This window comes from Pseudomonas sp. GW821-FHT01E05, from assembly GCF_059422425.1.
Genome location: NZ_JBWKWW010000007.1, coordinates 74,047 through 97,046 on the forward strand (window position 1 = coordinate 74,047; position 23,000 = coordinate 97,046).

Genomic DNA, 23,000 nt, shown 5'->3' on the forward strand with positions numbered 1-23,000 from the left:
CAGCGGCTGCGGTTGTAGCTGCGGCTGAGGCATTAGCTGCGGCTGATGCGGCAGCTGTCCCGACTCGCGCTGCTGTTGAGGCATTCTCTGTTGCGGCAGCGGCTGCGGTTGTAGCTGCGGCTGAGGCATTAGCTGCGGCTGATGCGGCAGCTGTCCCGACTCGCGCTGCTGTTGGGGCAGTCTCTGTTGCGGCAGCATCTGCGGTTGTAGCTGCGGTTGTAGCTGCGGCTGAGGCGTTAGCTGCGGCTGATGCAGTAGCTGTCCAGCCCCGTGCTGCTGTTGAGGCAGTCTCTGTTGCGGCAGCATCTGCGGTTGTAGCTGCGGCTGAGGCATTAGCTGCGGCTGATGCAGTAGCTGTCCAGCCTGGTGCTGCTGTTGAAGCAGTCTCTGTTGCGGCTGCTGTAGCCGTGAATGCATGTGAATGTGACGCCAGCGAGCACGATGGCGGAACCAGTCCCGATTGTGGTAGTGGCGGTTCCAGTAGCTGTCGAAGCCGAAGATCAGAATAGGCATACCTATCTGGGCGCCATAGTAGGGTATTACCGCGCGCTGCCCGTAGTAATCGTACTCAAGTAAGTTGCCCGCTATCCAACCGCGTTCGCCCTGCCAGCTGACATCGCACCACTGCCAGTCGCCGAGGCAGCCATAGATCGTCACCATCGAGCCCCGAGGTACGGTCAGGATGGGCGGATAGGCGAGGTCCGGGCCGGTCCTGAGGATGCTGTTGGAAATGGTGTAGGCAAACTGGTCCTGAGCAAAGGTCACGGGAGTGAACAGGCACGCAAGCACTCCAATGATCAAGTAGATAATCGATTTCATGTCTCGGGCCCTCTGTACAGAGAAATCATTCTACATCCCTTTTTCAACCAGTTGACCGAAGGCTTCGAGCTCGCTCTTGTCCAGGTCGGACACCGCAATAAAACGCGCTGTAGAGTAAGCAGCTCCAGTTCTGATCAGGAATATAACCGAGAGAACAATTTTATAAAAAACAACACGTTATGAACAAAATGAATGAATTTTCCCCTTGTCTCGGCACGCCCCCCTATCTAGCGCTTCTGGTCGCTTTCTTCTGGTGGTCGTATATTCCGAAACATACCAAGCAGCAGTAAGTCGTAGGTGATCTTCAAACCGCCCGCGATCACCAATGGCCAACCAAAGGTCGATAAGCCCAGCAAATAACCAGCAAGCAGCGGGCTCAAAGCTGACGCCAGGCTACGTGGGACCGTCGTGATACTGGCCGCAGCTGCGCGCTCCCCGGGCGGCACGATTGCCATGATGTAGGAGCTACGAGTCGGCACATCCATTTGCGACAACGCGCTGCGCGCAAGCAGCAAGATAATTGCCAGGCTCAATGTCGGCATCAGTGGAATGAGGATCAAGAACAGGCTAGAGGGTAAGTGCGTAAACACCATTGTATTCACGAGTCCAAACCGATCGGCAATGCGGTTCGCCGCCAGATATGAAAACGCCGTCAATACTCCGGTCCAGAAAAAAATCTCGCCAGCGACCGTGGTGGAAAGCTGAAACTTCTCGAAAAGCCACAACGCAATCATCGATTGCACCACAAAGCCACCCCCGAACGCATCCAGGCTGAACAAGGCTGCAAGGGTATAAACGACCCGCTTCGATTTTTGTAATGGTGCAGCCTGCGCCTTGTGCTCGTCTGTGCCGATCTCCTGAGGTAGCGTGGAATAAATCAGCGCCGATGCCAGTCCCAATAAGCCGTAAAGGATAAACATCGCTTGTAGCGCTTTTTTCCTATCGAGCCCGGATGTCGCGACTATCCAATCAGGCGCACCAGCGAACAGCGCACCAAATGCGGCAGCCAACGCAGCGATCAGACTATAGCGGGCAAACACCGCCGTTCGCCGGCGTTCGTCTACCAAACCGGAAAGCACAGCGTGCTCTAGCGGCAAGAATACGCTGACGTCGCCGCTGGACGGATTCAATGTCCCGACTATGGCAATCATCAGCAAAGGCCAGAAATCGGTGACAGCCGCAAAACCAAAACCGGTTCCCGTCATGAGCAGCGCGGCCATTAACAACAACAGGCGGTAGGTAAAACGATGAGCATAGAGGCCAACCAGGAGCGTCAATACACCTGAGCCTAACAGCGTGCCGGTGGCGATCATCCCAACTTCAAGCGGCTGCATGCCCAATGCCAGCAGATAAAGTGGCAGCAGCAAGCTGACGTAACCGTCGGCGAATGCCCGCAAGCCTCGCACGCATAGCACACGGGAAAGAACCGGCGAGTTCACTTGACCCAGCGTGCAGGGCTTTTTCCGACCGCGCCGCAGATCCAGCCGGTAGGCGCCTGCCCCTCAACGTTTGCGTCCAGACTTTCCGTTGCGGCGAGAGCATGGGACGCGGCACAGATAAGGCTGGTTGCAATGATCATGGATTTCATCTGATTCACCTGAATGTCGTAGGGTGTCGCGCCTATCTCGGCCGCTACTTTGACGACATCATTGGCAGGCACATACAAAAACTCCGGCACCGGATCAATGAAGCGTGCAATCAGCCAGGGGTAAGCATTGCGGTCAATTTTCGGCCGCTCACGGGTAATCCATTTCATGAATTAACCTCTCTTTCGTTACGCTGCGGGTTGACTGGACACCGTCTGGAGATCATTGGAGCACCCTGGCGAAATGGATGATTCCAGCCGCACAGCAGCCCGCCAGGGTGATCATCATGCCCAATTTGAAGCGGAACGGCGCTAGCATCGCCATGCCTGTCACTGCTCCCAATGAGGACGGGCAAATCGTTCCGCCAAAAAATTTATGAGTACGCGAACCTTGGGTGGCAGGTGCTTGCGAGAGGGATACACCACGTAGATCCCCAATTCGACGGACTGGTACTCGGGCAGAATCTCTACCAGGTCGCCAGAGCGCAAATCATCGGCCACCATGAAGCTGGGCTGCAAAGAAATCCCTCCCCCCGCTAACGCAATGCTGCGACAGGTATCGCCATTGTTGCAGCGAACAACCGAGCGTGTACGCACGCTTTCACCGCCATCAGGGCCCTGGAATTGCCATTCATTCCCGCTGGCAAAGTTTGTATAGGCAATCACGCCGTGCTCTGTCAGATCAGACAACGTGCGGACTGGAGCATGGCTAGCCAAATACGCGGGTGAGGCACACAGGCACATCCGAGTGCTGGCCAAACGCCGCCCGACCAAAGAAGAATTTTCCATACGCGCAATGCGAACAGCGGCATCGAACCCCTCCTCTACAAGATCCACCAGCCGGTCATTCAAGCTGATGTCCAATTCGACTTTGGGGTAGGCCTTCATGAAGTCAGCCCATACCGGAGCCAGGTGCAGCACACCAAAACTGACCGGGGCGTTCACCCTGAGCACCCCACTGGGCTCCGGCGCTGCCGACGAAACAGCCTCCTCCGCCTGATCCATCAGCGCCAACACCTCGCGCGCCTGGTGGTAGAACTGCCGCCCCTCCTCTGTCAACGAAAGCCGGCGAGTCGTGCGGTGCAGTAACCGTGCACCCAAGCGCTCTTCGAGCCCACTCACATAGCGCGAAATGGCCGCCTTGGACATCTCCAGCGGCTCAGCGGCCCCTACGAAGCTGCCCTTGTCGACGACCATGCAGAAGACCTGCATCTCCAACGCCCGATCCATAATTGTCTCACTTAGTGGAACTATTAATCACATTCGGCCTTATTTATCTCAATTTTTCAACCTATAAACTTAGCCCATCGAAACGCAAATCGACGCAAACGAGGTAGCTATGAAAATCACAGTAATTGGTACCGGGAACATGGGTTCGGCGTTCGCAAAACAGTTGTCCAGTGCCGGACATATCGTTCGAATCACCGGCCGTGACATCGACAAGGCCCAAGCCTTGGCCGCTCAGTTTGAAAATGTCAGCGCCTATCCTGCTGCGCAAGCCTTGGGTGACAGCGACGTCGTTGTCGTTGCGACTGCCTACGGTGACGCTGCAGCGGCACTGCAAAGCCTGGGTGATCTGACGGGCAAAGTTGTCATCGACATTACCAACCCGCTGAGCGCTGACTACATGTCGTTGACGATCGGTCACGTGACCAGCGCCTGCGAAGAAATTGCCAAAGCAGTGCCGCAAGCCCACGTGGTTAAAGCGTTCAACACCCTGTTCGCTCAAGTGCTCGCAGATGGCCCTGAATTCTCTGACAACCAACGTGGCAGTGTGTTTGTCGCAGGTAACAATGACCGTGCCAAACAGACCGCGATCTCGCTTGCACAGAGCATGGGCTGGAACACGGTGGACGCTGGTGGACTAATCAATGCCCGTTACCTCGAGCCACTGGCAGGCCTGAACATCTATCTCGGCTATGGCGCAGGCCTGGGCACTTCCATCGCCCCGGTCTGGCTTAACAAGTAATCATTTCGGAGTCCCTACCATGAACACTTCGTTCCCCCTGTTGTTTGTGTCTCATGGTGCTCCGATGTTTGCCATCGAGCCCGGTCTGGCGGGTCAACGTCTGGCCGAGCTCGGTCGCGAACTGCCGCGACCTGATGCCATCGTCATCCTTTCCCCACACTGGATGACACCTGGCGAAGTCCGCGTTACAGCGAGCACCGCCCCTAACACCATCCACGACTTCGGCGGTTTTCCCGAGGCGTTGTACCAGTTGAACTACCCCGCTCCCGGCGCTCCGGCTCTGGCAGCCCATATCGTGGGTCTGTTGCAGACAGCGGGATGGAAATCCCGGCTCGATCCTCATCGAGGTCTGGATCACGGCGCGTGGGTACCCCTTTTTTATCTGGCCCCCGAGGCAGACGTACCGGTGGTTCAGGTTTCAATGCCTGCCAGGCTCGATACACACCTGGCCTGGAAACTGGGTGAAGCGCTCAAGCCGCTTCGGGATATGAATGTGCTGATCGTGGCCTCTGGAAGCCTTACCCATAACTTGTATGAGTTTCGTGGAGCGACCAGCCATGGGGCTGACTACGTGAAAGAGTTTGCAGCCTGGACAGCCCAGACACTGCAAGCGGGTAACACCGGTCACCTGCTGGACTATAAGCAACACGCGCCTTCAGCCGAGCGAGCCCATCCAACCGATGAGCATTTCTTACCGCTGCTTATCGCCTTGGGCGCGGCCGGCGAACGCTATGAAACGCGGGTTCTGGAAGGCGGCGTGACCTACGGGGTACTGGCGATGGACAGCTACCTTTTTTCCTCGACCAATAATGATGGATTCGAGCCGACTCAACCCAGCCAAGGCGTTGCATACCATGCGTGACACTACTTTTTCTGAACCGGTCCGAGAGCCGGAGTCGGGCCTGTTTTTCCGTAAGGCGAGCACCTCGGCCCCCAAGGCCCGCCTGCTACTGCTGCATGGCGTAGGCTCGAATGAAGCGAACCTCGCAGCTCTGGCCGGATCCCTGCCCCAGGAGCTGGAGCTGATTCTGCTCCGCGGCCCGCTGCAGGTTGGCCCACAAGGCTTCGCCTGGTATCAGGTGAACTTCACCAGTAATGGCCCCTCGTTCAATCAAGAGCAGGCGGAATCCAGTCGCAAACTCTTGCATCGTTTCATTGGAGCGCTGCCCAAGCTGCCCACCGTGATCGCAGGTTTCAGTCAGGGCGGCATCATGAGTGCGAGCCTCGGGGTCACCGAACCTGAGCAGGTTGCAGGCTTCGCGATATTGAGTGGACGGATGCTGCGGGAAATTGCTCCCCAGATCGCAACACCCGATCGGCTCAAGTCGGTCTCGGCCTTCATCGCCCATGGCCATCAGGACAACGTCTTACCCGTCGATTGGGCGAAAGAAGCTGACGCCTGGCTGGATCGAATTGGCGTCGTACACGAAACACATTTCTACAACATGGCCCACGAGATTGTCGCTGAAGAGCTGGCCGATTTCTCGCAGTGGCTGACAACCACGCTGTCACTTTCTAACTAAACAAAAGGAACCTCACCATGATTGATTCACGTACCGCTCCCTACGCCGCATTTGTTATGCGCCTGGCACTGGGCATCATGTTCATTGCTCACGGCCTGACCAAAGTTTTGGTTTTCACGCCTGCGGGCACTGCCGGCTTTTTCGAATCCATAGGTTTCCCCGGCTTCCTGGCCTACCCGGTCATGGCATTTGAAGTAATCGGCGGGTTGATGCTGGTATTGGGTGTCTATGCACGCTGGGTAGCCGCGATTGCCGTTCTTCAGCTTTTCGTTGCTGCGACCGTACACTTCGGCAATGGCTGGAGCTTCACCAATGCCAACGGTGGTTGGGAATACCCAATCTACCTATGCGTGACTGCTCTGGTTGTGGCCCTGCTGGGTGATGGTATTTTCGCTGCCAAGACCTCAAGCAAGGCGTAACAGCAACCTTAAAAAATGTGTCGGCACTTGGGTAGATTATCCAGGTCGCCGGCACATTTTCTGTTCAGCGGGATCTTCGTCTGCACCCCGCCAAGCCACCTATCCGGACGTGAAGCCGGAGACTGAGACGCTCACTACCCTTCGAGCAGGTGCCCCAGAAACAATCCTGCAGCGACCGACAGCGCCTCTCTCGACCTTACGCACACGCTGAGTTCGCGGGACGCCCACGCCTCATCCAGCCTGACCACCTTCGCCCCGTCCATTTTGTAAATCCCCGCACTCCCCTCCGGCATGATGCCAATGCCCAGACCGGCCTGAACCATCAGGCATAGCGCGTCGTAGCTGGAGACTTCCATACGGATTTTCAGCGAGCGCCCCAGGTCGTTGGCTGCCTTGATCAACTGAAAGTTGAGGTGAGTGCCGCTGCGCAAGGCAATGTATTCGTGTTCCAGGGTTTCGCTGAACTTGACTGATTGGCGTACGGCCAGCGGATCTCCGTTGGGCACCAGCAACACCAGCCGATCAGTGCGAAACGGGAAGACCTCGATGTCGGCGCCATGCGGCAGACGCGTGAAGATGCCGATGTCGGCACGGTTTTCGGCCACAGCTTTGGTGATGGCCAGACTTTGCTTTTCTTCGAGGCTGACGTTGATCAGCGGGTACAACTCCATGAACGACTTGATCAAGCCGGGCATGAATTGGGTGATAGCAGAGATGTTGGCCAGGACATGCACCGAGCCACGACGGCCGTAGGAGTATTCGCGCATCTGCACGACGATTTCGTTGAGGTTGTTCAGGGCACTGCGAGCCATGAACAACAGCGACAGGCCGGCGTCGGTCGCAGTAATGCCTTTGTTGGTGCGGTTAAGCAGTTTCGAGTCGAGCAACTCTTCCAGTTCGCTGAGCCGCTTGCTGACCGCCGCCGCAGCGATGTGTTCGCGCTTGGCGGCGGCAGCTATAGTGCCTTCTTCGACGACGCTGACGAAGAGTCGCAACGAGACCGGATCGAGTTTCATGTGAGGTACCGGGTTTGCTGGCCTGAATGGCCAGCATAGTACCTCGTCAGGCATCGGCTCAGAACGCTCCGGACAACAGATGGCCGGCGTTCGGCACCTGGGCCTTGAGGCCGAGGGTTTTCAGCATCTGGTAAACGGTAGCGACCGACGCCGACAGTACCGGTTTGTCGAGGCGATCCTGTACGACCTGGATCGCTGGCAGTGAAGGCATCTGCACACAGCACGACAGCACCACTCCGTCGGCCTGTCCGATGTTCAGTTTGTCGGCGTGGCCCACCAGATTCATCGGGTCCAGACGACCGACCTCGAGATTGTCGGACACCTCCAGACTGATGGAGTCGACCACTTCGATTCCGGCCGCCTCGATGTAGTCGATGACCTGTTGGGTCAGCGGTTTCATATACGGAGTGATGATCGAGACTTTCTTGTATTCGAGCATGTTCAGGCTATCGATCAGCGCACCCGCGGAGCTGAGCACCGGGGCGGTCGACTTGTTGGAGGCAACAGTTTTGCTCAGGCGCTCTTGCGAGACTTTGTGATAGCCAGCGCCCTGGCACATGATCGCCACCAGGCAGGCGTAGGCCATGACATCAACCCGCGCGTCGCTCAGCTCCAGCGCGCAGCGGTCACTGTCGACATCCATCTTTTTCAGCTCTTCGGGGCTGACGTGCATCATGCGCATGCGCGAGGAGTGGAAGGTGAAACGCTCTTCTGGAAACAGCGAGTAACGCGAGGTCAGCATCGCCGGGATTTCAGTTTCCATCGTCGTGTTGGAGCTGGGTACGATTTGGCCGATTCGAAAATTTTTCATGGGTCTGTCCTCTGAATAGTGCAGATCAGTTGCCGCTGGTGAGTTGAGCGCCTTTGGTTTCCTGCAGCGTAAACACCATGACGGCGGCGATGACGTAGGAAACGGAAGCAAGAGAAATGGTGGCGGTGAAGCCGATGAGCGGAATCAGGATGGGTACCAGCTTGATGCCGGCAATGGCGCCGACCCGCCCGAAGTTGAAGCAAAAACCCGACGCAGTAGAACGGATGCTGGTCGGGAACAACTCCGAGTACCAGGCGCCGAAGCCGCTGAAATATCCGGTGAAGAAACCCAACAGTGCTGCCAGCGAACCGAGGGTGACGACGTTCTGGGTGGTGAACAGAAGCTTACCGTCGGTCAATGGCATCAAGGTCGCCGAGTAGGTAAACACCGGCACCATGATCGCCATGCCGCCAAAGAAGATCGCGAACGACAAGCGACGACCGATGCTTTCCGCCAGATAGCCGTAGGCCAGATAACCGATGGTGGCGCCGATGCCGATCCAGATGACGAACACCGGTGCCTGATCGATACGCACGTTCAGAATGTTCTGTAGGTAAGCCGGCATGAAGGTGGTGATGATCCAGTAGCCATACATGCCCAATACCGAAATGCTCAAGCCCAGCAGGGTCACTTTCAGGTATTGCGGACGGAAGATTTCCAGCAACCGGCCCTTGTCGGTGTTACGACGCATGAATTCGCGGTTGGCCAGCCATACCGGCGACTCCTTGACGAACAGCCAGATGAACACCAGGGTGAAAAAGGCCGGGATCGAGGCATAGATGAACAGAGTCCGCCAGGACTCGGGGTTGCCGCTGTCCAGGAAACTCCAGGCGAAAATCGCCGCCAGAAGACCACCACCCGACCAACCGGTCTGCATCACCGCAAAGGCCTTGGCGCGCCCGGCCGGTGGCCAGATCTCCGATACCAGCGCTGCAGCGGCGGACCACAATCCACCCACGGCGACGCCGACGCAGAAGCGGAACAGATTGAGTTGCCAAAGGCTGTCGGCAAAGGCACAGAGCAAGGTGCCGGTACCGTAGACGAACACCGACAGCATCATGGTTTTCTTGCGGCCGATCTTGTCGGAAACATTACCGAGGAAGAAACCGCCAATACCGGTCGCCAGCAGAAACCAGGCAACGGTGGAAACGATATCGCCCAAACCAACGGAGAAGGTCTTGGCGATCGCCAGCAGGACAAAGCCGAAGATTGTCGCGTCCAGCGCATCAAACAACCAGGCGGCCCATGAGCCACCCAACGTAATGTAACGCTGGCCGGCGGTCAGTTGACCGACTCCATGGACTAAAGGGGCACTGGCCGCAGAACTGGCCGCTAGGGTTTTCATGGTTGAACCTCGTGGAACTCAACTTATTATTTTTGGAAACTCGTGCGCCGACGAAGGCAATTGGCGAACGAATGGTCATGTGCGACCGATGTTAGGAGGGGAAAAGGGAGTCGTATATCAGGCATTGGCGAGCTTGCCATCGCGGATGGCGATGGCAATAGAGAAGTGCTGAGGCAGCCACCGGATGGCAGCTGCCAAACGCTGACAGACGTCAGCCTTGCCGAAAACGGGGACGGCGTTGGCGACTTGCGACGAGGCCATGCTTGAGTCTCGTCCACCTGCCGCTCAGCCGAGCGAAACCGAGGGGTTCAGGCTGTAGATTCCGGTCAGGCTGGCTCGTCCGAGGACTTGGGCCGAATCAAGCGCCGCGCGGACGTTCGTACCGGTCAGCGGGCCCGCGACTTCGAGCATCGGCGTGGCGAGGGCGTAAACCGTGAAGATATAGCGATGAACCAGCGCGTCGTTCCACGGAGGACAGGGACCGTCGTAGCCATAGTAGTCGCCCGTCATCTGATCATCGTTCGCGAACCAGCTGGTGTAATCGTTGATCCCGTGGCGCCACCCTTCGGGTGCTACTGGGCCGGATTTACCACGCGCAGTCACGTGGCTCGAATGCGACCCGGCTGGAATCTGGGTAATGCCGGCCGGAATGTCGAGCAGCAGCCAATGGAAAAAGTCGATGCGCGGCAGCGAGGATGGTACTTCACGACCGACCTGATTCACGTCGTCGCCACGGCTCGGAACATCAGGATCGTGGCAGACCACTACGAACGATTGCGTACCTTCGGGCACCTCGCTCCATGCAAGATGAGGGTTCCGGTTTGACGATAACGCAACGTGCGAGGTTGCATCGGGCACCGCGAACGCGAATTCGCCGTCTATTTTTTGTCCGTCCTGAAAGCTTTGGCTGATAAGTCGCATGTCAGATATTGTCCTGCGCGTTGATGAGAGAAAGTGATGATCCACTACAATCCCGATTGAATATCAGACGGGTCTATAGAGCTACCAGCGCCTTTTTGTTCCCGCACTTGCGCGAGACGCGCCCCTTCTTGCGCCAGGATGGCATACAGTTTTTCGGGGTCAGTCAGGCGCCATTGCAAGGCGAGCCCTTCCATGCCATCAGCGACTGGAATTTCCCGGCTGTGCTTTTTCAAACCGTCGAAGATGAGTCCAGCGGCTACCTCCACATCCATCCCGTGTTCGATATAGTCATCGGAACGACCGCGCGAAGAGCCATCACCTTCAAGTGAATGGATGGCTATCGGGGTTTTGACTGAACCAGGCAGGATGACACTGACTTGGATGCCATAGGCCTGCTCGACTTCCGCGCGTAACGCATCGAAATATCCGATCACGGCATGTTTGGCCCCGCAGTAACCTGCGCGCAAGGGAGCCCCCACCTTTCCGGCGACGGAGCTGACGACCGCGATCTGCCCGCTGCGGCGCGCGACCATGCGGGGTAAAAGTTTTTGAGTGAGAGCAACGGGGGCCAGGTAATCGACATCAATCAGCTGACGATACACATCGAAATGAGTATCCAGTGCGAGGCTTCGCTGGCTTACCCCGGCATTGTTAATCAAACGATCGATTCGACCGCACCAGTTCCAGGCGCGTTCAACCACGTCATCGAGTGCTGCGAAGTCGGTCGTGTCGAAAGGCAGTACCAAGGTCCGTTCAGGTGCTTGAGCGGCAACCCTGAGGAGTTCTTCTACTCGACGTCCAGACAGGATGACCTTAGCGCCTTCACGCAAGAAAATACCCGCCAATGCCTCACCGATGCCTGAGGAGGCGCCTGTGATCCATACAACATCTTCTGCCACTGACATGGATTTACTCCGTTTGAGTTGTTGCGTGATTGTTCATGGTTTCTCCTGTGTCCCGCATCCCGAAACAAGGGGCACTGATTGAGCGCAAGGTTAGGGTTTTGCCCTGCCACGAACTGCAACGAATCTTGCAATTGGACACCTTTTTAAACGCATGAACCGAGGTTGCCTCAAGGCCGCAGAGCGGCTCACTATGTCGTCTGAACGGCGAGAGGTCAGCGCGATGTCTGATATGGATCTACTTCTGACATGGATGACTGCTAATCCATGGTTTGCGAGTCTTGAACACCCCATTCAAGTGACACTGTTGGCAGAGGCCAGGTTGCAACGCCTCAACTCAGGCGAGTACCTCGTTCGTCAAGGAGATGCACCGGGCTGTTTCTATGGACTGGTCCGAGGCGCTCTGAAAGTGTCGACGTTACGAGAAGATGGCAAGGAAGCCATCCTGACAGTGTTAGAGCCCGGCAACTGGTTTGGTGAGACGTCGTTGCTCGATGGCCTGCCTCGGGTGCACGACATCAGCGCGACGGATCCTGCACAGGTACTTTGTATCGATCCGCAGGCGTTCGACAACCTCATGGCTCATAACAGCTTCGCCAGAGCGATTGCCGCACTTCAGGCAACGCATTCCCGGCTGGTCTACAAGATGCTGGAAGACGCCATGCTGCGTTCGACTCGTGTACGAATTGCACGTCGCCTTGAACACCTCGCCAGAGGGGACGCGACCCAATCGTTGAACGAACGACACCTCCTCAACGTCACTCAAGATGCCCTGGCCATGATGTTGGGTATCACCCGGCAGACGCTTGCGCTGGAACTCAAGGCGATGGTTGCTTCGGGTGTTTTGAAATTACGCTATGGACAAGTGCAGATCGAATCTCTGACGAAATTGAAAGCGATGGAATCGCAACTGTGAACGGTCTGCAAGGAAACAACTCAGTGAAGACCCATCCCACGCGACGCAGCCGCGGCGGCGCGAACGGCGAGCGCGCGCGGAATAACACGGGGCAACCATGAGGTGATGCGCACGCTGGACCGCCCCGGATACACCACCCGCTGCTGACGATCAAAGGCTTGCAGAGTCCTTTTGACGACAACCTCTGCTGTGTCCATTTTTATAGAGGGCTGCGTAGCCGATATTGCATCGAAGAATTTGGTTGCGGTGGGGCCGGGACAGGTCGCCATCACCTGTACATTGCTCTGAGACAGCTCATGACCCAGTGCTTCCGTGAAATGGAGCACGAATGCCTTGCTCGCCGCGTATGTTGCCATGTACGGAATGGGCTGGAAGGACGCATTGGAGGCCACGTTGATGATGCCACCCTTTTTCCGGGCAGCCATCGCCGTACCGAGCCTGTGGGAGAGACTCACCAAGGCCTGGATATTCACCTGGATCAGGTCTTCCTCCCTGGCCAGCGGGTTCGATAGAAAGTCGCCGGTGAGTCCAAAGCCAGCATTGTTGACGAGCAGGTCCACCGCGATATGCTGCCGTTCAAGCTCTTCGCTGATGCGCGTCACGGCATCGCGCTCGGCCAGGTCGGCCGTCAATACAATGGCCTGGACGCGGTACTGTTCAGTGAGTCGCTTCGCCAGGGCATTCAACGTGTCGAACGAACGTGCTACGAGAACGAGATTGGTGCCTCGTGCGGCGAGTGCTTCGGCGAACGCTTCACCAAGGCCCATGGATGCGCCGGTAACGAGAGCAAAGGCATTGCGATAAGTAAACATGATGTGAACCTCGATAATAGAAATATGTTGAACCAGGTGGTCAAATTCGGCCGCATGTCAGTGCGTCATCCGATCTCGACTCAAGGCGAACGATGCACGCGGACTACCGTGCATTACGCGAGAACAGCGTTCGCCGCTGTAGCCATCGGCCACGCCGGATAGTCCGAGTAACCGTGCTCGTCACCGCCGAACAGCGTGTCGCCGGCAAACTCGGCCAGGGGAAGACTTTCCGCCAAACGCCTTGGTAGATCGGGGTTGGCGACGAAGGGACGTCCAAACGCGACCAGGTCGGCATAGCCTTTGCCAATCACCCAGTTGGCGCGGTCCAGATCGTACTTGCCGGCAACGATGATGGGCCGTTGGAAGCGCGCCCGAATGTCGGCTCGGAACGTCTCCGTGAACTGCGGCGCGTCGTCCCAATCGGCTTCGACCAGATGCAGGTAGGCAATGCCGAGTGTTTGCAGGAACGAGGTGGCGTCAAGAATCGTCGGCAGAATGTCGGGGCAGGCCATACCGCGCGCGGTCAGAAACGGTGCTAGCCGGATAGCGGTGCGCTCGGCACCCACTTCGTCCGCGACAGCGCTGACCACTTCCTTGAGGAATCGCAAGCGATTTTCGCGCGAGCCGCCGTATTCGTCGGTGCGGGTGTTGGCGGTAGTGCGCAGGAACTGATCCACAAGGTAACCGTTCGCTCCGTGGATTTCGACGCCGTCGAAGCCAGCCTCTATAGCGTTGTGCGCTCCGACGCGGAAGTCGTTAACGATACTGTGGATTTCCGCTCTGCCAAGTGCACGCGGCGTCGGGCAATCCACCATCTCGCCTTGACCGGTCGCAGGGTTCACTTTCCAGATTTGTGCTTCGAATGAAACCGCCGAAGGTGCGACCGGCAACTCTGCGTTGTGAAAGTCAGGATGAGACATCCGACCGACATGCCACAGCTGAAGAAAGATGCGTCCACCGGCGGCATGCACGGCATCCGTGATGAGGCGCCATCCTGCTATCTGCTCTTGGCTATGAATGCCCGGGGTAAAAGAGTATCCCTTACCTTGCGGTGAAATCTGCGTCGCCTCCGAGACGATCAGAGCGGCCGAAGCACGTTGCGCATAGTAATGGGCGTTCATCGCGTTGGGCACGTCACCCGGTTGTGTGCTGCGAGCGCGGGTCATCGGAGCCATCACCACGCGGTGAGCAACGTTTTGTTCGGCAACAAAGGTCGATGTGAACAGAGGTGAAGAGGCTGTCATGGCAAGACTCCAGAAGCTGGCTGTAGTCGAACAGAGGTTTTCTGATCGGGTACGGACAGTGTTATCTCTTGCCTTGCGTATTAGAATATAGCTACCGGTAGATAGATTATTGAACAAGGGTTGATAGTATGCTGGACGATCTCAACGAGCTTCGTACCTTCCAGCGGATCCTGGTGTGCGGCAGCCTGTCAGCGGCCGCGCGCGATTTAGGCGTGGGACTCGCGGTAGTCAGCAAGCGGCTCATGGCACTCGAGCGGCGCGCCGGACAGCGGTTGATCAATCGAACCACTCGCACACTGTCCGCGACCGACGAGGGTTTGGCCCTGATTGCTCATGTCGATCGGATACTCGAGGAGTTGGACGCTGCGGAGTCCCGAATGGCCGTAGGCGGTGAAGAGCCGTTCGGCCTGCTGCGGGTCAGCTCGCCCGTTTCCTTTGGGCGCATTCACCTGGTACCGTTGGTGGCTGAACTGGTCGAGCGCTATCCGAAGCTTGATATCGAACTCAGACTTGACGACCGGCTTGTCGATCTGACGCATGAGCGGATAGATGTTGCGGTGCGCATTGGCCAACCGCGAGACAGCAGCGCCATCCTGCGCAAGCTTGCTGACAATCACCGAATCCTCGTTGCCGCACCTGCGTATCTTGAACGTCACGGGGAACCTGAATGCGTACGTGACCTTGATCGTCATTGGTGTCTGCGCTACGACGATCTCTCCCTGCCATGGCGCCTGGAAGGTCCGCAAAACGAGGCCGTCGATTTTCAGCCACGCTCCCGGCTTCAGGCCAATAGCGGCGATGCCGTGCGGGATTGGGCGATCGGAGGCCACGGCGTGATGCTCAAATCCAGGGTCGACGTTGCGGCCGATCTTGCCGCCGGCCGCCTGATACATATCCTGCCTGACTGGCACAGTGCGTACGCACCTATCTATGCATTGCTTCCTTCCAGACGCCACATTCCGACAAAGACAAGGACGTTTCTCGAAGCCATCAGCACCCGACTCGCAGACCTTTAATTGCACATGGGTTGCTCTGCCCCGGCCCGACGCCTTGGCCCTATCGCTGTGTAAGGACACACAGGAATGCAGTGATCGCCTGCTGCTGGGTGCGAGATAAACGAATACGTCCCGAAGATACCTCTTGCGATTGCGGGACGACCTGGAAGCTGGATTGATCCTTTGGGAGCCCGGATTAAGTGTCTAGCTGTCCACTGCCGACCCGAAACGGTGGGATGTCACGCATGAAATACCACTTGTACTTCAGATACCAGTAAGTATTTAATGCGTTTCCAGCTTCGCGAGACAACCTCGCCAGCACCTGAACGGGTAGCCACCGACATTGGCCCCCCAACCTGCGGAGTTTATGTCCCATGCCTATTCAACCCGTCCGGACTGCCGCCGATGCGACACCTGATGCTGCAAGCGTTTTGAATACTCCACTGACACTGCCCTGCGGCGTCACGCTCCCAAACCGCTTAGCCAAAGGTGCAATGTCGGAGCTACTCGCCGACTCAAGCAACCGAGCGACAGTAAAGCACCAAACCTTGTACCGCACCTTCGCCCGGCAAGGTCCCGGAATGCTGCTAACCGGTAATGTCCAGATAGATCGCCTCCACCTGGAACACGGTGGAAACGTGGTTATTCAAGGCCGACAGTCACCGGCACAATTGAGAGCGTTAAAGGCTTGGTCTAGTGCCGCCAAGATCGCCGGTGGACACATATGGATGCAGCTCTCCCATGCTGGCCGCCAGACCCAGAAGTCCATCAACCCCACACCAAAGGCTCCCTCGAACGTTCAAGTCGCCCTCCCCGGCAACAAATTCGGAACACCGGCCGCCCTGACACATGCGGAGATACTTGACCTGATCGACCGGTTTGCCTTCGCTGCGGGTATCGCGCGCGAGACCGGTTTTGACGGCGTCCAGTTGCACGCCGCACACGGGTACCTGATCTCACAGTTCCTGTCGCCGCGTACGAATCAACGGAACGATACATGGGGCGGCGATCTGCCTGGACGAGCGCGCTTCCTGTTGGCTTCAGTCGCTGCCATTCGCGAAAAGGTCGGGCCTGACTACCCCATTTCAGTGAAGCTGAACTCTGCTGATTTCCAGCGAGGAGGCTTTAGTTTCGAAGACAGCCAAACCGTCGCCGGCTGGCTTGATGAAGCGGGCGTCGACCTCATCGAAATTTCGGGCGGCACCTATGAACAGCCGAAGATGGCCAATATCGAAGGGCTTGAACCGGTTTTCGATCCCACCATCAGCAAATCGACACGCGAACGCGAAGCTTTTTTTGCCCGCTTCGCTCCGGAAATTCGCCGCCATGTCAAACGTGCAAAGTTGATGGTAACCGGCGGTTTCCGCACCGCTGCGGGCATGGCCGATGCGATTACCCACGACGGTGTCGATCTGATCGGCATTAGCCGACCGCTCTGCGTATCTCCAGGCGCCCCAGCGGCACTGCTAAGCGGTGAGTTGTCAGGCTTTGAATCCCTGGAGCACCGTCTGCGCCTGGGGCCTGGCCTGCTCGGCCCACAATCCTCTATCACCATTATCAAGGCGATCAACGGGTTTGGATCAGTGACCTGGTACAACGAACAACTGCTTCGCATCGCAGATGGTTTGGCGCCTGATCCGAAGATGAACTTCTTTATGGCCGTCGTGCGAGGCATTTCACGCGAAAGCCGGGTGGCACGTGAATTGGTCCGTGAGTGATCGCCCCTGAAAAGTCCCGCCACGCCGCCTCGTAGAACATTTTCCGCTGGCGGCGTTCTCGTGACAGGAAACAAGGAACAGCGTCTGGCTATGACTTGGCCACGTCTTGCGAATTGAACAAAGAGGATGATTCATCATGCTCCATACGGGTAACGACATCTCACCTTTACGCACTACCGTACGTATTCCCACGGCTTCTGGCGATGAGTTAGAAGCCTGGGTTTATCAGCCAGATGGCGATGGCCCGCACCCGGCAGTCGTACTGGCTCATGGGCTAGGCGCGGTAAAATCGGGCGGGCTCGCGCCGTTCGCGAATCGGTTCTGCCGTGAGGGCTTCGTTGCGATCGTATTCGATTACAGGCAATGGGGCGGCTCTAGCGGACAGCCTCGCGACGTACTCTGCGTCCCGCGTCAACGCGAGGACTACGGCACCGTCATTGGCTGGGCGGCCGCGAATCCCGGCATCGACAAGAATCGGATCTTCGCGTGGGGCACCTCGTTCGCCGGCATGCACATCGTATCGCTCGCCGCGTTGGATACCCGGCTTGCCGGTGCGATTGCCCAATGTCCCCTCGTCGACGGCCTTGCTGGCGCAGCAATGGTTCCGCTGGTGCAATCGCTCCGGTTGATGGGAGCGGCGCTTCTGGACGGCATGGGCTCGGTCTTTGGACTATCCCCACGATATCTGCCCATCAGCGTAGCGCCAGGGAAGTTTGGCATATCGGCAACCGAGGACGCCCTCTACGGAAAATCGCTTATCCAGCCCAAAGACTCGACTACATGGCAAAACCGTCTCGCCGCCCGTTCGCTCCTCAGCATATCCACACACCGGCCAGTACGACAGGCAGCCGCCATTCGCTGCCCTATTCTGCTCATCGTCGCCGAACACGACACGATGGCGCCGGTCGGCCCTGCGCTGCGTGTCGCTGAACGAGCCTCCCGAGCGGAACTCCATCGCAGTCGCGGCGGCCACTATGACGTCTACAAGGGCGGGATAGACTACGACAACACTCTTAATATTGAGGTTGAATTCCTCCGCCGACATGCGGGATTACCAGTGTGATGTGATCAGGATGGGGCTTGCCGAATTGGCTTTTCAAGGTCACCACCGACTGTGCTCATGACCTATTGAAATCGCTGATCTGCTGGACTGCCAATCCGTTAAATCTCAGCCTGCAATTAGCCGTCCTGACAGCCAAAACCGCGCGTTTGAAAATGCTGACCAATGCCCTTCAATCGCTAGCTCTAATATTCAATTCCGGCAGCATTTTCATCCCCCCTTGAGTCTTTCTCTAGAGGACGCAGGGCGCAGGCGCGCCTCCTGCTCACGCCTTTCAGTCGTGTCGACCACCGCGACAAATTTTCCAGGCCGCTTGCCTGCCTTATGATCGTCTCACAGCCGTTTCTTTTTGGTCGCCGCGCAGCGTGGAGCTTTGGTAAGGCAAAGCAACGCAGCACATGGACAACCGCTCGCATGGCCTATATCAGCGCGTTGCTCGATGAAGTAACGCCATTTCGCTCCTACCTGATTAATCCAGCGCCGCAAAGCAGACTTGATCACCTCAGCGACATCCCGCTGGAGCACATCAGCTTTAGCCTCGGACAAGATTGCATTACGACTTTGTAATTGCTCTGTTCGTCGGCTGTTTGAGTTGCCTTGTTACTGTGAACTCACTGCCAGAAAACAGGCAGCTCACCTTAGATAAGGAGATACAGCCATGAAACTGTTCATGCTCGGGTTCGCCACCCTCCTCGCCACCGGTTCAGCCTTCGCCGATACCACCGACACCTCGGCGGTGATCCACGACAGGACCGGTTTCTTCGTCCACTTGGACGTTGCGAAAGTCAAATCCATGACTGACACCTCGGACCAATGCGGCGTCATTCCGGCCCGTCTCGATTACCTGGATCATCAGGGTCGGGAACATGTGCTGGACTATCTGGTTCAAGGACGTTGCACGAACGAAAACTGATGGAATGCTTTATGCACATGACTGTCCGAGAGCAGGCAATACGCAACACAACCTGATGATTGGGCTACACTTGCGTGTAGCCTGCTCTCGGCTTTCAGGTCCGTTTTTTGTGGATCGAATACCGAAACCGAACCAAGGTAATTCTCATGAACATCCTTGTAGTGGAAGACGAGCCCAAGGCGGGCAATTACTTACTCAATGGCCTGCAGGAGCAGGGATACTCCGTCAGCTTGGCCCGCGATGGCGTTGATGGTTTATACCAGGCCCTGGAAACGCCTTTCGACGTCATCGTGCTGGATGTGATGATGCCGAAGATGGACGGCTGGGAAGTACTGCGTCGCCTGCGCAAGGAAGCTGACACGCCGGTACTGTTCCTGACCGCGCGAGATGACATCGCCGACCGAATCAAAGGCCTGGAACTGGGGGCCGACGACTACCTGATCAAACCCTTTTCTTTCGCCGAGCTGGTCGCACGCCTGCGCACCCTGACCCGCCGAGGTCCGACCCGGGAAGAAGAGCAACTGCAGATCGCTGACCTGCAGATTGATGTAATCAAACGCCGCGTCACCCGCGCCGGCGTGCGAGTGACGCTGACAAACAAGGAGTTTGCATTGTTGCACCTGTTCGCCACGCATCAGGATGAGGTGCTGTCTCGTTCACTGATCGCCTCCAGGGTCTGGGACATGAACTTTGACAGCGACACCAACGTGGTGGACGTGGCTGTGCGACGCCTGCGCCTGAAAATCGACGACCCTTTCCATCTGAAGCTGATCCACAGTGTGCGGGGCATTGGTTACCGCTTTGATACGCAACCATGACCCATCGCCATTACTCCCTGACGCTGCGCCTGGCTGTGGTGTTTGCCTTGCTGGCCTACGCCCTGCTGGCAACCACCGGCGTCGCACTGTACCGCGACCTTGAGCGCGAACTGATACGACGCGACGAGTCCACCCTGGTCTACCGCATAGATCAGCTGCGTAATTTTCTCAATGGCGGCAATACGCTGGAACTGATCAGGAGCAAACCTGTGCTGTTTCAGAACATGCTGGGCAATCGCGAGTACGTACTCACTATTGGCGTTTCAGGGGAAGCCCCTTTACTACAGGTCAATCCCAGGAATATCGATATTCCCGACCTCACTCCCGTGGCAATGGACCATTCCCTGGCACTGACCGATGTACAGCATCTACCCGCCGTGAACGGTACCCCCTTTGCGGCCATCTCCGCGAGTATCAACTCGGGCAAGCTGAAAATTACCATTGGCTGCCTGATGACCGAACGAACCGCCGTGCTCGCCAGCTATCGTCTCAGCGTATACGTCCTCGCCGGTCTCGCGGCCATTGTCCTGGCGCTGGCTGGATATCTAATGGTTCACCGCGGTTTGTTGCCTCTCAGACGCCTGGCGCATCAAGCCCACGGTATCGATATTGGCAATCTGACAGAGCGACTCGACAGCCGAGGCGCCCCGAAGGAGTTGCTCCCGATGATCGACTCTTTCAACACCATGCTTGAGCGGCTCGCCAAGGGTTTTGCACAACTGAGTCAGGTCTCGACTGACATGGCCCACGAACTACGCACGCCCATCAACAACTTGCTGGGTGAAACCCAGGTCGCCATGCAGCAGAACCGCAGCGTGGAACATTACCAGCAGTTGCTCGCCTCCAACGTCGAAGAACTCGAACGCCTGGCACGCATGCTCGACAACATGCTGTTCCTCGCTCGTACTGACCCCGGTAGCGCTCGTGACCAGCGCCAGGAGCTGGGCGCCGCCGACGAACTGGAACGCGTCGCCGATTACTTTGAAGGTCTGGCCGCGGACGCCGATATCACCATCCGTGCGGAGGGCGACGGCCTTATCTGGGCCGAGCCAACGCTGCTACGCCGCGCCTTGGCTAACCTGTGTGCCAATGCGATAAAATATGGTGCACCTCATTCCGAACTGTTGATCCAGGCCACACCGTCCGAGGGTGGTATCAATCTGCGCGTGCGCAACTACGGAACAACCATCCCGGCGGAACACCTTCCGAGATTATTCGAGCGTTTCTACCGCGTTGATCAATCACGCGAGCGCTCGGCCCAGTCCAATGGCCTGGGGCTTTCGATCGTAGCTACTATCATGCAGCTGCATAGTGGCCGCTACAGCGTCACCAGCGAGAATGGCGTGACTTGTTTCGAGCTGTTTTTCCCCATACGGGATCAGCAAGAGCGTCAGGCCGGCTTTCAAACCAGCCCAGACGCCCCTCGCCTCAGCATCGTCGCGAAGCGCCCGTCCCCCGGTTGAGCTTCATCGAACTTCCACAGCAAGCTCCGTGGAGTCCCATCCCTCACCGAGCGCTTTGACGAGGCCGACATTGGCACTCAATTGTTGTGTCTGCAGGTCACGCCTGCAACGAGACTGTCTGGGCTTCGACCACATCCAGGTACCCAACCGCGCCCTGCTGATAACGGGTCAGCGAAATATTCTCTGCAGATTGCGCTGCATCAGCTGCGCGGCGCCGAACACTGTAACCACCCGAGCCAACGCGGTCTCGGTACCGGCGCGCATGTCCATGGGTTCGGTGGCGAGCCAGACCGAGTCGATGCGGAACATCGTGTCAGACCGCGAACAAACCGGGCACATCCTGCCGGGTCGATGGCGGGCCATGTCACGCTCAGTGTCCCTTGTTCGCATGGTATCTCGATGCTGACTGAGGCCTCAGGGGTTGCTTGAGCCTTGGGTGGAAGCTGCAAGGGTACAAAGGCAGGCAAGTTCGTGACCGCGTTATCGCGCTTGGGCGGTAGCCATTTGCGTACGACGTGGATGCGCCAATGCGGGCTCAGGCAGATCTTGCCGCTTGCGCCTCAGACGCCGGGAAATTCAGCTCAATGATCACGCCAGACGGATCCTCAACGAAAACCTGATGCAGTCCGAGACCAGGAACCGTGCGATCGCGCCAGGCAATCCCCTCAGCCTTGAGCAGGCTCCAGAACTCGACCAATCCTGTAACCAGAAAAGCGATATGGTCAACCGTGCCGGTGCCTGTCAGCAACATGTCTTTGTCACCCAAATATTGCTTCAAACCCTCTGGATTGGAAGGGTCAATGCCAATAATGTGAACCGTGCCAAAGTCGGCTTCATCCCCCCCCATGTACAACCAGGCTCCGGGAAAATCGAATGGGGGACGGTAACCGCGCACGAAGCCGAGCACCCTTTCGTAGAAATGGCAGGACCTTTCGAGATCCAATGAACGAATCGAGTAATGAGCAAGTTTCTTGACGTGCATGGTGCCTCCAGGTTGCTTTTATATGTACGCTGAATGGCCGTGCGACAATGATCGCTGTAGTATCATATTCATTTGCACACCATGGCAGCTGACCGTAGGAATAAAAATGAGACAGTGGAGCGCAGACAACCCCAAAGCCTCGCTGATGGAGCGTAAACGCGCCCTCATCGTGGCCGCTGCACAGCAGGCGTTTCTGGACAAGGGCTATGCCGAGTCGTCCATGGGCCGCATCGCCGACGCTGCTGGAGTTTCAATCAAAACCGTCTATCGACACTTTGAGAACAAGGACGATTTGTTCAGTGCAGTCATGCATGCCGCGTGCAATGCAAATGGCACGAGCGACACTGGCGAGCACGCACCACAGCACCTCGAACGCCCTTGGTTCTCCAAAGAGCCCAAACAAGCCCTTCCCCTGGCCGGCATCGACTACCTCACCGACGTTCTCGGTGCCCAGCAACTGGCGCTCTACCGGGTGGTCACGCGCGATGCTCACCGGTTTCCCGAATTAGGCCAACGATACCGAGCGGAAGTGACTGACCGTCGCACTGCACTTTTCGCAGACTACCTCCGGCACTGGGCCCCATTGGAGCAATGGAAAATCAAGGATATCGAAGAAGCATCACGGACATTTCTGGCATTACTGCGCGTCGACCTGCTCGATAACGCCCTCTTTGGTACCCATCAACCGAACGATGAGGAAATAAGCAGTAGAGCCCACCGCGCATCGGACAACATGCTGCACTTGCTACAAGTCTCCCGATTCTGAGCT

The 23,000-nt window shown here is 57.3% G+C and carries 28 protein-coding genes; 14 read left to right on the top strand and 14 right to left on the bottom strand.

Annotated elements, in window-relative coordinates; all coding sequences use genetic code 11:
* The 4 genes from AC07W5_RS16940 to AC07W5_RS16955 form a co-directional block, all read right to left on the bottom strand.
* Positions 1-819, bottom strand: an 819-nt coding sequence (locus AC07W5_RS16940; protein ID WP_495023876.1) for an SH3 domain-containing protein, incomplete at its 3' end; no start/stop codon positions are given.
* 227 nt (positions 820-1,046) lie between these two features.
* A complete protein-coding gene (locus tag AC07W5_RS16945; protein WP_495023877.1) occupies positions 1,047-2,258 on the bottom strand; it encodes an MFS transporter in 1,212 nt (403 codons plus the stop codon).
* Positions 2,255-2,575 (bottom strand): chromate resistance protein ChrB domain-containing protein, encoded by a 321-nt coding sequence (locus AC07W5_RS16950; protein ID WP_494992884.1) that lies wholly within the window; start codon positions 2,573-2,575, stop codon positions 2,255-2,257. The genes AC07W5_RS16945 and AC07W5_RS16950 overlap by 4 nt, the downstream gene beginning before the upstream one ends.
* Before the next feature lie 159 nt (positions 2,576-2,734).
* Positions 2,735-3,634, bottom strand: coding sequence for a LysR family transcriptional regulator (locus AC07W5_RS16955; protein ID WP_495012851.1), 900 nt, complete (start codon positions 3,632-3,634; stop codon positions 2,735-2,737).
* A 109-nt stretch (positions 3,635-3,743) separates the two neighbouring features.
* Between AC07W5_RS16955 and AC07W5_RS16960 the strand changes: the two genes are divergently transcribed.
* Genes AC07W5_RS16960 through AC07W5_RS16975 form a run of 4 tightly spaced genes read left to right on the top strand, consistent with a single transcriptional unit; the run spans position 3,744 to position 6,315 of the window.
* The gene (locus AC07W5_RS16960) at positions 3,744-4,373 is read left to right on the top strand and encodes an NADPH-dependent F420 reductase (RefSeq protein WP_495023878.1); all 630 of its coding nucleotides are present in this window, start codon (positions 3,744-3,746) and stop codon (positions 4,371-4,373) included.
* 19 nt (positions 4,374-4,392) lie between these two features.
* Complete coding sequence (locus tag AC07W5_RS16965) at positions 4,393-5,235, top strand: DODA-type extradiol aromatic ring-opening family dioxygenase (protein WP_495023879.1); 843 nt, start codon at positions 4,393-4,395, stop codon at positions 5,233-5,235.
* Positions 5,228-5,896, top strand: coding sequence for an alpha/beta hydrolase (locus AC07W5_RS16970; protein WP_495023880.1), 669 nt, complete (start codon positions 5,228-5,230; stop codon positions 5,894-5,896). The genes AC07W5_RS16965 and AC07W5_RS16970 overlap by 8 nt, the downstream gene beginning before the upstream one ends.
* A 17-nt stretch (positions 5,897-5,913) precedes the next feature.
* The gene (locus AC07W5_RS16975; RefSeq protein WP_495023881.1) at positions 5,914-6,315 is read left to right on the top strand and encodes a DoxX family protein; all 402 of its coding nucleotides are present in this window, start codon (positions 5,914-5,916) and stop codon (positions 6,313-6,315) included.
* 134 nt (positions 6,316-6,449) lie between these two features.
* Here AC07W5_RS16975 and AC07W5_RS16980 read toward each other — a convergent pair whose 3' ends face one another.
* From AC07W5_RS16980 to AC07W5_RS17005, 6 genes are all read right to left on the bottom strand, one after another.
* Entirely contained in the window at positions 6,450-7,331 is an 882-nt protein-coding gene (locus tag AC07W5_RS16980; RefSeq protein WP_495023882.1) for a LysR family transcriptional regulator, read from the bottom strand.
* A gap of 58 nt (positions 7,332-7,389) precedes the next feature.
* Entirely contained in the window at positions 7,390-8,142 is a 753-nt protein-coding gene (locus tag AC07W5_RS16985; RefSeq protein ID WP_494992875.1) for a maleate cis-trans isomerase family protein, read from the bottom strand.
* Positions 8,143-8,167: 25 nt separating this feature from the next.
* Complete coding sequence (locus AC07W5_RS16990) at positions 8,168-9,487, bottom strand: MFS transporter (protein WP_495023883.1); 1,320 nt, start codon at positions 9,485-9,487, stop codon at positions 8,168-8,170.
* A gap of 117 nt (positions 9,488-9,604) precedes the next feature.
* The gene (locus AC07W5_RS16995; protein WP_495023884.1) at positions 9,605-9,748 is read right to left on the bottom strand and encodes a hypothetical protein; all 144 of its coding nucleotides are present in this window, start codon (positions 9,746-9,748) and stop codon (positions 9,605-9,607) included.
* A 24-nt stretch (positions 9,749-9,772) separates the two neighbouring features.
* Complete coding sequence (locus AC07W5_RS17000) at positions 9,773-10,408, bottom strand: YbhB/YbcL family Raf kinase inhibitor-like protein (RefSeq protein ID WP_494992873.1); 636 nt, start codon at positions 10,406-10,408, stop codon at positions 9,773-9,775.
* Between the two features lie 44 nt (positions 10,409-10,452).
* On the bottom strand, positions 10,453-11,313 hold the full coding sequence (locus tag AC07W5_RS17005) for an SDR family NAD(P)-dependent oxidoreductase (RefSeq protein WP_495023885.1): 861 nt from the start codon (positions 11,311-11,313) through the stop codon (positions 10,453-10,455).
* Between the two features lie 220 nt (positions 11,314-11,533).
* Here AC07W5_RS17005 and AC07W5_RS17010 point away from each other — a divergent pair, with 220 nt between their 5' ends.
* Positions 11,534-12,226 carry a Crp/Fnr family transcriptional regulator gene (locus tag AC07W5_RS17010; protein WP_495023886.1) on the top strand — a complete coding sequence of 231 codons (693 nt, stop codon included), beginning with the start codon at positions 11,534-11,536 and terminating at the stop codon, positions 12,224-12,226.
* 20 nt (positions 12,227-12,246) lie between these two features.
* Here the strand turns inward: AC07W5_RS17010 and AC07W5_RS17015 are convergent, their stop codons facing one another.
* Positions 12,247-13,038 carry an SDR family NAD(P)-dependent oxidoreductase gene (locus AC07W5_RS17015; protein WP_494992870.1) on the bottom strand — a complete coding sequence of 264 codons (792 nt, stop codon included), beginning with the start codon at positions 13,036-13,038 and terminating at the stop codon, positions 12,247-12,249.
* 113 nt (positions 13,039-13,151) lie between these two features.
* A complete protein-coding gene (locus AC07W5_RS17020; RefSeq protein WP_495023887.1) occupies positions 13,152-14,282 on the bottom strand; it encodes an alkene reductase in 1,131 nt (376 codons plus the stop codon).
* Positions 14,283-14,410: 128 nt separating this feature from the next.
* Here AC07W5_RS17020 and AC07W5_RS17025 point away from each other — a divergent pair, with 128 nt between their 5' ends.
* From AC07W5_RS17025 to AC07W5_RS17060, 8 genes are all read left to right on the top strand, one after another.
* Entirely contained in the window at positions 14,411-15,298 is an 888-nt protein-coding gene (locus AC07W5_RS17025) for a LysR family transcriptional regulator (protein WP_494992868.1), read from the top strand.
* A 353-nt stretch (positions 15,299-15,651) separates the two neighbouring features.
* A complete protein-coding gene (locus AC07W5_RS17030; RefSeq protein ID WP_494992867.1) occupies positions 15,652-16,995 on the top strand; it encodes an NADH:flavin oxidoreductase/NADH oxidase family protein in 1,344 nt (447 codons plus the stop codon).
* A gap of 136 nt (positions 16,996-17,131) precedes the next feature.
* Positions 17,132-18,058 carry an alpha/beta hydrolase gene (locus tag AC07W5_RS17035; protein WP_495023888.1) on the top strand — a complete coding sequence of 309 codons (927 nt, stop codon included), beginning with the start codon at positions 17,132-17,134 and terminating at the stop codon, positions 18,056-18,058.
* Positions 18,059-18,075: 17 nt separating this feature from the next.
* A complete protein-coding gene (locus AC07W5_RS17040; protein ID WP_495023889.1) occupies positions 18,076-18,279 on the top strand; it encodes a hypothetical protein in 204 nt (67 codons plus the stop codon).
* A 190-nt stretch (positions 18,280-18,469) separates the two neighbouring features.
* The gene (locus tag AC07W5_RS17045) at positions 18,470-18,622 is read left to right on the top strand and encodes a hypothetical protein (protein WP_495023890.1); all 153 of its coding nucleotides are present in this window, start codon (positions 18,470-18,472) and stop codon (positions 18,620-18,622) included.
* 91 nt (positions 18,623-18,713) lie between these two features.
* The gene (locus tag AC07W5_RS17050; protein WP_495023891.1) at positions 18,714-18,968 is read left to right on the top strand and encodes a DUF2790 domain-containing protein; all 255 of its coding nucleotides are present in this window, start codon (positions 18,714-18,716) and stop codon (positions 18,966-18,968) included.
* Between the two features lie 146 nt (positions 18,969-19,114).
* The gene (locus tag AC07W5_RS17055; RefSeq protein ID WP_495023892.1) at positions 19,115-19,786 is read left to right on the top strand and encodes a heavy metal response regulator transcription factor; all 672 of its coding nucleotides are present in this window, start codon (positions 19,115-19,117) and stop codon (positions 19,784-19,786) included.
* The gene (locus tag AC07W5_RS17060) at positions 19,783-21,249 is read left to right on the top strand and encodes a heavy metal sensor histidine kinase (protein WP_495023893.1); all 1,467 of its coding nucleotides are present in this window, start codon (positions 19,783-19,785) and stop codon (positions 21,247-21,249) included. Before AC07W5_RS17055 ends, AC07W5_RS17060 begins: the two co-directional genes overlap by 4 nt.
* 168 nt (positions 21,250-21,417) lie before the next feature.
* Here AC07W5_RS17060 and AC07W5_RS17065 read toward each other — a convergent pair whose 3' ends face one another.
* Together AC07W5_RS17065 and AC07W5_RS17070 are read right to left on the bottom strand one after the other, a co-directional pair.
* On the bottom strand, positions 21,418-21,558 hold the full coding sequence (locus tag AC07W5_RS17065; protein WP_495023894.1) for a hypothetical protein: 141 nt from the start codon (positions 21,556-21,558) through the stop codon (positions 21,418-21,420).
* Between the two features lie 226 nt (positions 21,559-21,784).
* Complete coding sequence (locus AC07W5_RS17070) at positions 21,785-22,231, bottom strand: VOC family protein (protein ID WP_494992860.1); 447 nt, start codon at positions 22,229-22,231, stop codon at positions 21,785-21,787.
* Between the two features lie 106 nt (positions 22,232-22,337).
* On the opposite strand from AC07W5_RS17070, the gene AC07W5_RS17075 reads away from it, so the two are divergent.
* Positions 22,338-22,997 (top strand): TetR/AcrR family transcriptional regulator, encoded by a 660-nt coding sequence (locus AC07W5_RS17075; protein WP_495023895.1) that lies wholly within the window; start codon positions 22,338-22,340, stop codon positions 22,995-22,997.
* Positions 22,998-23,000 lie beyond the last annotated feature (3 nt).

What these genes read in the sequence shown, in the direction of transcription:
- AC07W5_RS16950 (WP_494992884.1), bottom strand. Translation starts at nt 2,575, where the DNA reads ATGAAATGGATTACCCGTGAGCGGCCGAAAATTGACCGCAATGCTTAC.
- AC07W5_RS16960 (WP_495023878.1), top strand. Translation starts at nt 3,744, where the DNA reads ATGAAAATCACAGTAATTGGTACCGGGAACATGGGTTCGGCGTTCGCA.
- AC07W5_RS16975 (WP_495023881.1), top strand. Translation starts at nt 5,914, where the DNA reads ATGATTGATTCACGTACCGCTCCCTACGCCGCATTTGTTATGCGCCTG.
- AC07W5_RS17020 (WP_495023887.1), bottom strand. Translation starts at nt 14,282, where the DNA reads ATGACAGCCTCTTCACCTCTGTTCACATCGACCTTTGTTGCCGAACAA.
- AC07W5_RS17045 (WP_495023890.1), top strand. Translation starts at nt 18,470, where the DNA reads ATGGCCTATATCAGCGCGTTGCTCGATGAAGTAACGCCATTTCGCTCC.
- AC07W5_RS17060 (WP_495023893.1), top strand. Translation starts at nt 19,783, where the DNA reads ATGACCCATCGCCATTACTCCCTGACGCTGCGCCTGGCTGTGGTGTTT.
- AC07W5_RS17015 (WP_494992870.1), bottom strand. Translation starts at nt 13,038, where the DNA reads ATGTTTACTTATCGCAATGCCTTTGCTCTCGTTACCGGCGCATCCATG.
- AC07W5_RS16980 (WP_495023882.1), bottom strand. Translation starts at nt 7,331, where the DNA reads ATGAAACTCGATCCGGTCTCGTTGCGACTCTTCGTCAGCGTCGTCGAA.
- AC07W5_RS17035 (WP_495023888.1), top strand. Translation starts at nt 17,132, where the DNA reads ATGCTCCATACGGGTAACGACATCTCACCTTTACGCACTACCGTACGT.
- AC07W5_RS16965 (WP_495023879.1), top strand. Translation starts at nt 4,393, where the DNA reads ATGAACACTTCGTTCCCCCTGTTGTTTGTGTCTCATGGTGCTCCGATG.
- AC07W5_RS17055 (WP_495023892.1), top strand. Translation starts at nt 19,115, where the DNA reads ATGAACATCCTTGTAGTGGAAGACGAGCCCAAGGCGGGCAATTACTTA.
- AC07W5_RS17050 (WP_495023891.1), top strand. Translation starts at nt 18,714, where the DNA reads ATGAAACTGTTCATGCTCGGGTTCGCCACCCTCCTCGCCACCGGTTCA.
- AC07W5_RS16985 (WP_494992875.1), bottom strand. Translation starts at nt 8,142, where the DNA reads ATGAAAAATTTTCGAATCGGCCAAATCGTACCCAGCTCCAACACGACG.
- AC07W5_RS17005 (WP_495023885.1), bottom strand. Translation starts at nt 11,313, where the DNA reads ATGTCAGTGGCAGAAGATGTTGTATGGATCACAGGCGCCTCCTCAGGC.
- AC07W5_RS17010 (WP_495023886.1), top strand. Translation starts at nt 11,534, where the DNA reads ATGTCTGATATGGATCTACTTCTGACATGGATGACTGCTAATCCATGG.
- AC07W5_RS16955 (WP_495012851.1), bottom strand. Translation starts at nt 3,634, where the DNA reads ATGGATCGGGCGTTGGAGATGCAGGTCTTCTGCATGGTCGTCGACAAG.
- AC07W5_RS16990 (WP_495023883.1), bottom strand. Translation starts at nt 9,487, where the DNA reads ATGAAAACCCTAGCGGCCAGTTCTGCGGCCAGTGCCCCTTTAGTCCAT.
- AC07W5_RS16995 (WP_495023884.1), bottom strand. Translation starts at nt 9,748, where the DNA reads ATGGCCTCGTCGCAAGTCGCCAACGCCGTCCCCGTTTTCGGCAAGGCT.
- AC07W5_RS17065 (WP_495023894.1), bottom strand. Translation starts at nt 21,558, where the DNA reads ATGTTCCGCATCGACTCGGTCTGGCTCGCCACCGAACCCATGGACATG.
- AC07W5_RS17070 (WP_494992860.1), bottom strand. Translation starts at nt 22,231, where the DNA reads ATGCACGTCAAGAAACTTGCTCATTACTCGATTCGTTCATTGGATCTC.
- AC07W5_RS17075 (WP_495023895.1), top strand. Translation starts at nt 22,338, where the DNA reads ATGAGACAGTGGAGCGCAGACAACCCCAAAGCCTCGCTGATGGAGCGT.
- AC07W5_RS17000 (WP_494992873.1), bottom strand. Translation starts at nt 10,408, where the DNA reads ATGCGACTTATCAGCCAAAGCTTTCAGGACGGACAAAAAATAGACGGC.
- AC07W5_RS17030 (WP_494992867.1), top strand. Translation starts at nt 15,652, where the DNA reads ATGCCTATTCAACCCGTCCGGACTGCCGCCGATGCGACACCTGATGCT.
- AC07W5_RS17025 (WP_494992868.1), top strand. Translation starts at nt 14,411, where the DNA reads ATGCTGGACGATCTCAACGAGCTTCGTACCTTCCAGCGGATCCTGGTG.
- AC07W5_RS16970 (WP_495023880.1), top strand. Translation starts at nt 5,228, where the DNA reads ATGCGTGACACTACTTTTTCTGAACCGGTCCGAGAGCCGGAGTCGGGC.